The sequence below is a fragment of the Haliscomenobacter sp. genome (assembly GCF_033763495.1).
Classification (GTDB): Bacteria; Bacteroidota; Bacteroidia; order Chitinophagales; family Saprospiraceae; genus Haliscomenobacter.
On record NZ_JANRKL010000060.1, the window covers coordinates 1 to 11,821 of the forward strand.

Here is an 11,821-nt window from a genome sequence, read left to right on the forward strand (position 1 = left end):
GGTGCTTTAAAACTAAGGATTACAGAAAGTTGGGATGAAAATGGAGAACATTCCGAGAATAGTATACATTATGAAGGTAGGGCCGCTGATCTTACTACCGAAGACCGGGATCCTGCCAAGCTTGGAAGACTGGGGCAACTCGCAGTAGATGCAGGATTTGATTTTGTCTATTATGAAGATAAGTTTCACATTCATGTATCTGTAAAGAATGAAGAATTCTTTTTCCCTAATGTTTCATCAGCCATGACTTCAGTTTTAAGCCAACTTGTTAGTGTCTATATATCCAAAGATGAAAATCAATTGGTGTCATAAAGGGTATTTGAAAAATGTCAACCAGGCGCCAAACATGAGTTGTACCTTGAGCAAAAGCGACCAAGGTACAGCCCATGTTTTTTCCAGAGCGCCTCTAAATGGTTTCAGTCAGTGCAGGGCTACCCGGTAATAAAAATGTTTCACTCATCACTCACCTACCAACCGAACCCCAATTTTCCCTTTACCCCCCTTAAACAAATAACCCGGTATCCGCAATTCCAGCCGCTTCAAACCCGGAATTTGCCGATCAAGCTCCAATGGAGCCGGATACAGGGAAATAACCGAAACACTGATCTCAGGATGAGAAAGGTTTTCCAGTTTCAATTTTTTGCCGTCCTGGCTTAAAAGGGCACCTCCTTTGGTAAGCTCTACATCCGCAGTGGTCATCAATTGCCAGGTAACCATTTTGGTGGCGGGAATGGTTTCAATTTGGTCTTCAATGAGCAAGGATTGAGGGCCATCTTTGACGAATCTTCGCCGGGCGCTTTTCAGTTGACCAGCAAAAGTAGGGGTCATTTCGATGGTGGCTTCCGGCTTGGAGCCTGCTTTGAAATCGGCAATGGTCGCCAGCCCATCCGTAATGTGTAGGGAATCGTTGACAGTTAAGGTGCTGTGACCGTAGTTGTTTGTAGTGAGTAGCTTCCAGCGTTGGCAGGTTTGGCAGCGTCCCCAGAGGTCAAAACCCGTTTTTTCCAATTCATGGTACTCCTGATTGCCGGGGTCTATCACCCAACGGACACCATTCACTTCAAAAACAAAAGAACCACCGTCCATATTGCCATGGTTGACAGTACCCCTGCCACCTTTTCCACCAAAATAATACTGGTGGGGGTCGGCGGGGCCACTTTTAAAAATGACGATGGGGTTGGAGCCCTTGCCACTCCAGGCCTCAGGCACTTTGATGTCCTGTGCTTCTTTGTACTGCGATAACCAAACCAGGCCAGCACCTTCGAGGCGACCCAATTTGCCCATTTTTTCGGCTGGGCGCAAAAAACGCTCTTTTTCAAAAAAGACTTTGTTTCCTGTTTTTGCCGCAAACCAGGCCAGGGTAACATCACCATTCTCACCTCGCTTGTCGCCACAATCGGCAAAGTTGTAATACCAGCCCGAGGGAGCTACATTGAGTACTTTGTAGGTGGCACTTTCAATAAAAGCAGGGTATTTCGACAAGCCAAAATCAGTACCAAAGGCACTTTCAAACATGGCCGCAGTAACCACGCTAAAACTGGTACCATAACCCCAATAAGTTGCGCCTTCCGGGTATACGCCATCGGGACCATATTCGTCCAGGGCGTGGGGCATCCCTTCCAGAGCACGGTGGATGGTTTGGGCGGCGAGTTCTGGATCTTGTTCGGCAATCACGATGGCTGCGGCGATCATCCCTCCGTGGCAGACCTGGTTCCAGTTGTTGGTGCCGTTTACCCAACCCGTATTGCCAGCTTTATTGTAGCTGGGTTTGATGCCTTTTTCGATGAGGGCGGTTTTGGCTAGGGCTACGGTCGTTTTGGGCAAATCTTCACCGGCCCAATCCAGGGCAAAGGCAATCGCCAGGGACATTTCCGCTACATCCAGGTAGTGCGAGGGGTTCCAGTCCGAGAAGTTGCACACGGCCAGTACCTCTTCGTTGATGCGCTTGAGGATAGCCGGGTCTTTTTCCATGCGGTAGTTCATGCCCAGCATGTTGATCCGGTACAACATTTCACGGGAAACGGCCAATAAACGCCGCCCTTCTACGATGCGCTCAAGCAATGGTAGTTTGGTGATGCCTTGAGCATTGAGGCGGATGGCCTGGTACATGTTTTTGATCACGGGGTCGGATTCGATCTTTTTTTTCAGTTCTTTTTCAATGTCGGCGTTCAATACCAGGCGGGGGCTTTTTTTGCGCAGCTTTTCTTTCAGGTATTGCACAGATATGGGGTTCTCCAGCTTTGGCTCAGGGGTAATATTGTTGAGGCTTGGAGATGAGATAAAAGCAGTACTCAGAAAAAGTACGCTAGCCAGGGTAATCGAAAAGAAAATGGAAAGAGAGAAGATTGGTTTCATGTCGTTTTGTTTGTATGGTTCGTCCCTGGGTCGATCAGTTTTAATGTTGAACGATTAAATGCTTGATTTTGGCTGTAGCAACGAGCGCTAAAAAATGATATCTTTTAATAAATGTTTTAATTCCTTTTATTTAAAATGCTAAACTCCGAAAAACTTGGAGCCTTCAGCCAAATTTTTCCGGCAATAATCCTCATTAAGTTCGATTCCAAAACCAGGTTTGTCATTGAGTACCAGGTAACCGTCCTGGTACAATGAAGTTTCGTTTAGAATAACATTTTCTGCGCAAGCATTCTCCATGATCAAAAACGATGGGATTGTTGCACATGCATGGGCCTGAGCATAAGTACCAACTGGGGTACACATATTATGACAAATCGTATCCATTCCATACAATTCCCCCAGATTGGCAGCCCGTTTGAGCTCTAAAAGCCCGCCACAGTACTGGCCATCTGCCTCGATGATAGAACAAATTCCTTTATTGATCCAATGATGAAAGCTTTTTATGGTTCTCATTCCTTCCAGCGCAACAACAGGTATCTTTGCTTCGGCAACAAGTTGCTGATAATCCTTTTCATATTTTTCGTAATTCATAGGATCTTCAATAAACCAAAGATTGGCGGGCTCCACAAGCGTAACGAATCTATTTGTCTGCTCGGGTGTTAAGCGCCAGTGGAAGTCAACGCCAATTTGAATATCTGGGCCGACTGTTTCACGCACAACCTTCAAGATTTGCGCCCAGTCAGGAACATCACCCCCCCCACGGTAAATATCAAATTTAATTGCTTTAAACCCTGCTTTCACTGCTGAAACTGCTCGTTCTGCCCAGGGTTTCGGATCGACAGTATTAGGAGAATCTGCTGGCGAAAGATCATAATATACCTTCACCTTGTCGTGGTATTTCCCTCCAAGCAGATTATATGAGGGTGTGTTCAATATCCTCCCCGATAAATCCCAGAGTGCTGTCTCGATTCCCGAAATGGCACCCATTGCTGTTTCTATGTCTGCTTTGCTAGCCGCTATCATTTTACGTGTCAGATATTCAACACGAAGTGGATTCTCTCCGATAACCAAGGACTTGAGATCCTTTATTAATTTGAGGTATTTTAAATTCTTGACCCTGGCTTCCCCCAATCCATACACGCCAGCGTCAGTGGTTATTTTGACTAGATTACAGATGTATTCATCCTGTATGGCAGCAACTTGCACATCCCGAATTTTGATTGAGTCCATCCCATTTGACAGATCTATTGCCTTCGATTCCAAATTAGAATAGGCATTCTCTGAATGCGCCAAAAATCCAGCGGTTGTAGCACCACCTAACGATAAAAAAAAACGTCGATTCATATTTACTCCTCTACTATTAAAGTAAATAAAAAGTTTAAAATCCATCATCGACCCTGTAAAACTACTATGCTTCACTGTATCGAAATTAGCGGATTAAAACGGATAAATTTTTGGTTACCTATGATTTATCCGTTCTAATCCGCCTTTATCCGTGTTATCTGTTCTTCTAATTGTGGTCGCTTTCAGCAAAAGATGCGAAGCATCCCCAGCGCGGAGCGCAAAACGTTGTGATCGTTGTGGTGAATAAATCAAGCAGCGAAGCTGCGCCTACCAGCCCGGATTCTGCTTGATCGCCGGGTTTTGTGACAAATCATTCAGCGGGATTGGCCACAGGTAATGCTTGGCTTCGTCGAATACTGGAACTGCGAAGTCGGTACCCAGGTATACGTTGATGTAAGGCACGCCGTTGACCAGACTGGACTTCACATTGGCCTTGGGGTAACGAGCTTTGGCTGCATCATCCCAGCGAATGCCATAGGAAGGTATTTCCAGTTTTTTGCCCTGCTTCCAGCGCCGTAGGTCGTCGTAGCGGAAACCTTCCATGAACAATTCGATACGGCGTTCGCGGCGGATTTCTACGATGATTGGCGAAACGCCATCATTCACATACCTGGGATCGACTGGTACACTGCTGAGGTTCAAGGAAGGCATACCTACCCGGGCGCGGAGTTTGTTGATGGTCAAATCCAGATCAGCCTGCGTGATGGTGCCCAATTCGGCCACTGCTTCTGCATAATTCAGCAAGGCTTCGGCAAAACGCATGGTGATCGCCGGAGTGTTGGAAACATTAAAAGTAGCATACGCAGTATTGTTGTCGTACACTTTGATGATGTGGTACCCCGTTTCACTGGCCTGCCCGCCATCCATACCCGCCAAACGCGGGTATGGGCGAGTATCATTGTTGCCGAAGGCGTAGAATTTTACATCATCTGGATGCAGAATCGTCTGGCGCAAACGGGGATCGCGGTTTTCAAACACGTCTTCAATCTTGGCATCCCCTTTGTAGAGTGGCGACAAGGTAATGGGCAGCCCATCGGAGCAGAGGTAGTCTTCCACCATACTTTTGGTGGCACCACCATTGTAATCCCGGTGGTAGCTCATGACGTGGTTGGTGCGTACACCCAATTGATACCGGCGCCAGTACATTACTTCTGCAACCCCTGCCAAATCATTGGTAATGCGGTGAATGGCATTATAGTCGCGAGAAGGATTGCCCGTGCTGTACAATTTGTAAGGCCCTTTGTCAATGAGCTCCTTGGCCGCTGTGGCTGCTTCTTGTAACCATTTTTCTGGATTGGAGCCACCATGGTATTTTCTCCAGGTGCCTTCGAACAAACAAACTCTCGACTTGACCAACAAGGCGACCCAACGATTCATCCGGCCTGGAGCACCGCCATCACCCCAGTTGGCTGGGATTTTTTCGGTTGCGAAGGTGAGGTCAGCCAAAACATTGTCCATGACCTTTTCGCGGGAAGTACGTGGAGCGTAAAGTTCCTCAGAATCAACGTTCAATTCACGATCAACCCAAGGTGCATCGCCAAATTTTGATACTTTATCCGCATAAAACCAGCCTCTGAACAAGCGGGCCTCACCAATATATCTATCGATGGTGGCCTGAGGGATTTTGGCTTTGCTGTAATTTTCCAGGCCAATATTGATCGCCCGCACAAAATTCCAGCCTTTATAGCCGTACCACTGCCCATCGCCATTTGAACTGGTAGGTGTTGGGAATTTGCCTGCCCGAATCTGTTGGTATTGCAAATGGCGCGGATGACGAGGTGCAATGTTGTCGCTGAACTCATCAAGGTACCAAATGCCCCACTTATGGCTATTAAAACCTTCATCGTGCCCCATCATGATGGGAATATCGTTGTCGTTTGCGGCAAGGTGATAAAGGCCGTTGTTGTACACCCGTAGGTCGTTTTCGGTATTCCAGAAGGTTTCGGTGCTGATCCGGTCCAGGGGAGTCCGCTCCAGAAACTCGTCATTGCAGCTGGTAAAAAGAAAAACCACCGCAACGAAAAGAGGATATATTAATCGTTTATTTTTCATCGAAATTTTGTTTAAAGCTTTTTAGAAAGTGATGTTGGCACCAAAAGAGAAAATCCGTTGCATGGGGTATTCTACTGCGCCGTCAGAGTTCAAACCAGAGTATTGGTCGTTCAGGACGTTGGTATGCAGGGATTCTGGATCCAGGGGCTTGCGGATTTTTGAGTATTCCCACAAGTTCATGCCCGCCAGATACACTTGGGCTCCACCAATGCCTACTTTCTTCAACAGGTTTTGTGAAAAATCATAACTCAAGGTTAGGTTTTTCAAGCGAATGTAGCTTGCATTTTGCAGGTAACGCGATTGGGTCTGGACGTTTTGTTTGGTATTGGTAGAGATGTGTGCGGCGGGGAAATAAGCATTGCGGTTGGTCTCTGTCCAGGTATCCGTAATAAAATACCATTCCACGTGGCCAGCATTGTAAGGGTAAAACCAGGTCCAGTTGCCGTCGGAAGGAGCATAGTCGCGTCTGCCAATGCCCTGGAAGAAAGTGCGCAGAGCAAAGCCTTTGTACTTCAAGTCCAGGTTTATCCCAAAGCTGTACCTTGGCGTGGCATTGCCAATGATTCTGCGGTCGCCGGGGTTAGCCAGGGTATTGTTGCCTGCGCTGATGACGCCGTCGCCATTGAGGTCGGCATACCGAATGTCACCGGGCCGCCAGTTGGCACCCAAGTTGGTCTGCTTGGCAGAGCTAGCCACTTCTTCCACGCTTTGGAAAATTCCGAAGGTTTCATAACCCCAGATTTCACCGATTTTTTGACCCACATACCTTTCAGACAAGGCACCAGTGGGGTTCTCGTATTTGGTGATTTCACTTTGCCAATCTGACAAGGCAAGCGTGACGCGGTAATTCCAGTCTTTTCCGATTTTGTCTCTCCAGGTTACGGAGGTTTCCCAGCCTGTAGTTCTCAGGTCAGCTGCGTTGGAGCGTGGAGCATTGGTACCCAGGATGGCCGGATACTCTACGTTGGTCAACATGTCTTTGGTATCCCGGGTGTAAATGTCGAACGAAGCATCCAGGCGTTGATCCAGCACAGTGAGGTCGATACCCAGGTTTTTGGATATCACAGTTTCCCAAGTCAAGGTAGGACTGACCAGCCCAGCAGGTGATACAAAAGGGGTACGGTTGCCGGAAGAAAACATGAACGGAGAAGAATTGATGCCCATGGTGGCAATGTAGGGGTAAAAATCGTTACCCAACAATTGGTTACCCAAGGTGCCGTAAGAGGCCCGAATTTTCAGGTTGTCCAAAAATTTCTTGGTTCCAGCCATAAAAGACTCCTCTGAAATCCGCCACCCTGCCGAGAAAGAAGGGAAAAATCCGAATCGATCTTCGGTGGGGAAGCGGGAGGTTCCGTCGTAACGGCCGTTTGCTTCAAATAAATATTTGTCCTTAAATGCGTAATTGAAGCGGTAAAATACCCCCCGCAGGGCTACATGTGATTTGCCGCCAAAGGTTTGCTGAGCACCAGTAGTGGCATTGAGGTCAGGTACCAAGGGCGTGATCAAAGACCTCGCTGTGGCTTGGCTATACTGGTTGCGGCCCCATTCCTGGTTGAAACCCACCATGGCTTTGATGGAGTGACTGGGTGAGGGGTCAATGGAGTATTCAGCATAAGCATTCAATACCGAGTATTGGTTGTAATCGCTGCGGTTGGTGATAAAATCGTCGCCACTGAAACCATTGCCGATGCGAATGCCAGCTACTAAGTCCTGGTTTTCGATGACGTTGACTTTACTGGCTACGTCCTGGTACGTGCGATGAAAGTTGTTGTAGGAATAATCACCCCGGATTTTTAAGCCTTTAAATGGCGTAAGGGTGATGCCCTTGGTCAACCACAGGTCGTTAACGGTAAAGGTTTCGCGGCCACCTTGCTCCAGGTAAGGGAAAAAATTCAAGGTGCCAAAGTACTGGCCGATGTATTGAGAGAATTGGTCGCGGTCACCGGGCTTGAGGTAATACTCCAGGTCAGGGAATGCAATGGGTTGAATTGGGTTTACCCTGGCTACAGTATTGATGTTCACGTCCCAGTTGTAAAAGTGTGGTTTGTCGCTCAGTTGGGTGTTAAAAACCACTTTTTCGTCCAGACTCAGCCAGTTATTGACTTTAAACTCGGCTTTAACCAAGCCATTGTAACGTTTGAAATTTTCATTGTTTGCGTGTTTCAGGTAACCATCTTTGTTCAACAAACCGAGGGACACATAAAAAGAAGCCTTGTCGGTTGCACCCGAAGCACTAAGGTCGTACTTCTGCTGGGGCGAAGAATCGGTCATCAGTTTATTCTGGTAATCGTTGTATCCGTAGTACTGCAAAACCCCATTGACAACGCCCCACTCCGGTCCGGTGCCTTCGGAAAAGGCTTTGGTCGCTGCGACAAAGTCAGGGTTATAAGCAGGGGCACCATTGGTGCGGATATTGGCTTGGTTACGGGCCAATACAAACTGGTAAGGATCGGTCACGGGGTCCATGTTAAAAATGGGTACTGCTTCCGACAATTCTGAAGAGAGTTGGATGTTGACTTTGCCGCTCTTGCCTTTTTTGGTTTCTACTAAAATTACTCCAAATGCAGCCCGTGCGCCATAAACGGCAGCAGCGGAGGCGTCTTTTAACACGTTTACACTGGCGATATCGTTCGGATTGACGCGCTCCAGGGCCATCGGCACTCCATCCACGAGGATCAGTGGAGAACCACCATTGATGGACTCAAAACCACGGATGTTGAAGTCAGCGGCTGTAGTGGGGTCACCATTGCGAATGTTGATGTTCAGGTTGGGAATGAGCCCCTGCAAGCCCTGGCCAACGCTTACAATAGGGCGTTGGGCCAATTCTTCACTGGTGATCGATGCAACCGCCCCGGTCAGGTTGACTTTCTTTTGGGAGCCATACCCCACTACGACTACTTCGTCGAGTAATTTGGAGTTGGCGGCCATGGTAATGTTGATGGCAGTGCGGTTTCCAACCTCAACTTCCTGAGTCAAAAAACCTGTGTATGAAAATACCAAAGTACTATTTTCCCCTACTTCAAGTGAGTAAGCGCCTTCCACATCAGTAACGGTGCCTGAAGTAGTTCCTTTTACCAGAATGGAAACCCCAACAAGGGCTTCTCCATCCTCATCGGTAACTTTGCCACTTACTTTGATGGGTGGGGAATCAAACGAAACATGAGCCTTGCTACCCATGAGCAGAAGTGGACTCCCCACAACTGCTACGAGCAGGCATAGCATAAATGCCGATAGGTTAAAGTTGTTTTTACTGTTCATAACAGTGAATGTTTGATTTGAAATAATATGATAGCGTAGAATGGTGTGCGTTTCGAATTTTGCAAACAGATGCTTTTTTAATCCAATCGGAATAACTTGTTGGGTGTTTTTGCTTTTTTCAAAAGAATATTCTATAACCTAAATTGATGACGAAATTTTAGGATTTCCCACTTACTTATTGCGGAATTATTTTTCAAAAAGATAAAATAAATTAAGAATCAGGATATCGGACTTTTAAACTACTCAAAATACTTCGGCCCTTTCACCTTCTTTACCACAATCACTGCATCGTATTTTTTAGTCGGCGTAAACTGAATTTTTCCTCCACTTTCCAACTCAAAAGCCGGAATCGGTTTGAACAACCAATCCTTGCCCTTGCCTGGTTGTTGATCGCGCAACTCCAAAAAATTAATGGATTTGGGCAAGCGGCTAAAACGTTCACCAACACCACCGATGCTGTCATCTTTGAAGGGCTGCACATCGCGCATCCAGTGGCGATAGAGCTCGCCGCTACTGGCATACAAACCGATGTTGTACACCTGTTTGCCAAAGCGGTCGAAGACGTAGTTTCCTTGCATCTTAATGGGTTTGCCAAAGATGTCTACCGAATTACTTTCCGTACCGATGTGGGCATTGTGCGCCCAGTAGATGATTTTTTTATTGGGGTAAGCCACATCGGCGAGCCACATCAGGTTTTCGGCCATGATGCGATCGCGTAAGGCGAACTGTTGTTGAAGCCGGATGGCGCGGTAGTCTAGGGCCCAGTATTCCAGGTAGTTTTCCAAGGTCCGGCGGGTGAAGGCGACCAGGAGTGGTTTTTGAGGAAAATCTTCCCGAATTTTGGCCTCATTGTTTTCCAAAAAATCCAAAACCCGATTGATGACCCGCTCATTGGTACGAATCGCAGCGACCAGTCGGGTACTGTCGGGGATGAGGCCGTAAAGCAGAGAGGTGGTCATAAAATTGTATTCCACATCGCGGGAAAGCTCTGTGTCATACTTGCGCAGAAAGTCGATCAGAAAATTGTTGAAATAATTGGCGGAAGATTGGCAGTCCGGGCCTGCCAGTGCGAGAGGGCGATCCCCTTGTGCCTGGTTTTTGGCGTATTCAAAGAGGGGTAACATTTCTTCACAGCGGAAATTGCCAAACACCGAATTGTACATCAAACCCTTGGTATCCTGTTCTTCCTGATGCTGCCAGGCCAGATTGATGTCGCCAAAACCCCCTTCTATGACCAATACATCGAAACCCATTTCCTGATGCAGGTACTCGACCAGGCGGGTTTTGAGCTGGTAAAATTCGGCGGCACCGTGCGAACTTTCACCGATTTGTACCAGTCTAACGTCTTTGAGTTTATCCTTTAAGAAAGCCAGGTCGCTGAAGTCAGTTCCATCCACACTGGCAATGGGAATGCTGTTTTTTTTCAACCAATTGTACTCCTGGCCAATGCGTTGACAAGACAATTGAGGCAGGATAAAAAACAACAGCAGACTCAAGGAGAGGAAAAGACGCATCATTTGGTGTTCATTTTCCGGAAATATAGGACAAAATAAAGAATTGTGAAAGGGGCGTTCAGAACTTGTAGGAAGGGGAACTACACAAATGTTATCCTGCCAAAATCCCCGCACAAATTTCCCTCACCAATTCTGGACCAGCATACACCAACCCCGAGTACACTTGTACCAGTGCAGCACCAGCTTCAAATTTATCCTGGGCATCCCGGGCGGAGGCAATCCCACCAACCCCAATGATGAACAGTTTTTTTCCCGATTTTTCGTACAGGTAACGGATCACCTCGGTAGAGCGTTCGCGCAATGGTTGACCACTTAAGCCCCCTGCGCCGATTTCCTCCAGTTCAATCGGGCCAGCAATCAGACCCTCGCGGCTGATGGTGGTATTCGTCGCAATTACCCCGGCAATAGCCGTTTCTTGTACAATTTCCAGGATATCGTCCAGTTGTTTTTCGTTCAGGTCTGGAGCTATTTTGAGGAGAATTGGGGTAGGAACGCGGTATTCGTGGTTCTTTTTTTGTAAAGTGGATAGGAGCTCCATCAAAGGTTCCTTGTCTTGCAAAGCCCTTAAATCGGGGGTGTTGGGCGAACTCACATTGACCACAAAATAATCTACAAACGGAAAGAGGCGCTCAAAGCAATAAAGGTAATCGTTGATGGCCAGCTCATTGGGGGTCGATTTGTTTTTGCCAATGTTTCCACCAATGATCAACCCTGCCGGGCGGGGCTTTTTGAGTTGCTCCACCAAGGCATCCACACCAGCGTTGTTGAATCCCATCCGGTTGATCAATGCCCCATCATCCGGGAGCCGGAACAAGCGGGGAAGGGGATTGCCATCTTGTGGCTTGGGTGTCACCGTACCTAATTCCACAAAACCAAAACCCAGGGCGGCCATCGCGTGGTAATGGCGGCCATCTTTGTCAAACCCGGCGGCCAAACCAACCGGATTTTTGAATTTCAGGCCCAAAAAATGCCGCTCTAGCCGGGCATCGTTGACTTGGTAAGCTTTGCGTAAGGAGCCACCCAGTCCCGGTATTGCCAAGCCCAATTTGAGCAACGCAACCGTGAGGTGGTGGGCCCGTTCAGGCGCCATACGAAAAAGCAGGGGTTTCAACAGGTTTTGGTACAAATTCATCATCGGTCATTTTCGTAGGGGCAACCCCATCGCCATTAAGTTAAGCATCAAGCAAGCTTTGTAAAAAACGGGGAAAAGAGGAACTTGTGAAAAATTCCGTTAATCATGCGTTCCCCCCTTCCCACTTATCTTAATGGCTTGAGACATTTTCCTAGCTATGCTAAAA

The 11,821-nt window shown here is 47.5% G+C and carries 7 protein-coding genes; 1 reads left to right on the top strand and 6 read right to left on the bottom strand.

Translation table 11 applies throughout. From position 1 onward, the window contains the following. Window positions 1-312: hypothetical protein (locus tag SFV55_RS06705; protein ID WP_320028707.1), on the top strand; the 312-nt coding region annotated here is incomplete at its 5' end. 147 nt (window positions 313-459) lie between these two features. Here SFV55_RS06705 and SFV55_RS06710 read toward each other — a convergent pair. From SFV55_RS06710 to SFV55_RS06735, 6 genes are all read right to left on the bottom strand, one after another. Beyond that, on the bottom strand, window positions 460-2,355 hold the full coding sequence (locus tag SFV55_RS06710; RefSeq protein WP_320028708.1) for a heparinase II/III family protein: 1,896 nt from the start codon (window positions 2,353-2,355) through the stop codon (window positions 460-462). A gap of 138 nt (window positions 2,356-2,493) precedes the next feature. Continuing rightward, window positions 2,494-3,774: a mandelate racemase/muconate lactonizing enzyme family protein gene (locus SFV55_RS06715; protein ID WP_320028709.1), complete on the bottom strand. Its 1,281-nt coding sequence runs from the start codon at window positions 3,772-3,774 to the stop codon at window positions 2,494-2,496. Window positions 3,775-3,966: 192 nt separating this feature from the next. Continuing rightward, window positions 3,967-5,751 (bottom strand): RagB/SusD family nutrient uptake outer membrane protein, encoded by a 1,785-nt coding sequence (locus tag SFV55_RS06720; RefSeq protein WP_320028710.1) that lies wholly within the window; start codon window positions 5,749-5,751, stop codon window positions 3,967-3,969. A 21-nt stretch (window positions 5,752-5,772) separates the two neighbouring features. Further along, window positions 5,773-9,009: a TonB-dependent receptor gene (locus SFV55_RS06725; RefSeq protein ID WP_320028711.1), complete on the bottom strand. Its 3,237-nt coding sequence runs from the start codon at window positions 9,007-9,009 to the stop codon at window positions 5,773-5,775. Between the two features lie 239 nt (window positions 9,010-9,248). Continuing rightward, entirely contained in the window at window positions 9,249-10,526 is a 1,278-nt protein-coding gene (locus tag SFV55_RS06730; protein WP_320028712.1) for an erythromycin esterase family protein, read from the bottom strand. An 88-nt stretch (window positions 10,527-10,614) separates the two neighbouring features. After that, complete coding sequence (locus tag SFV55_RS06735; protein ID WP_320028713.1) at window positions 10,615-11,655, bottom strand: quinone-dependent dihydroorotate dehydrogenase; 1,041 nt, start codon at window positions 11,653-11,655, stop codon at window positions 10,615-10,617. Window positions 11,656-11,821 lie beyond the last annotated feature (166 nt).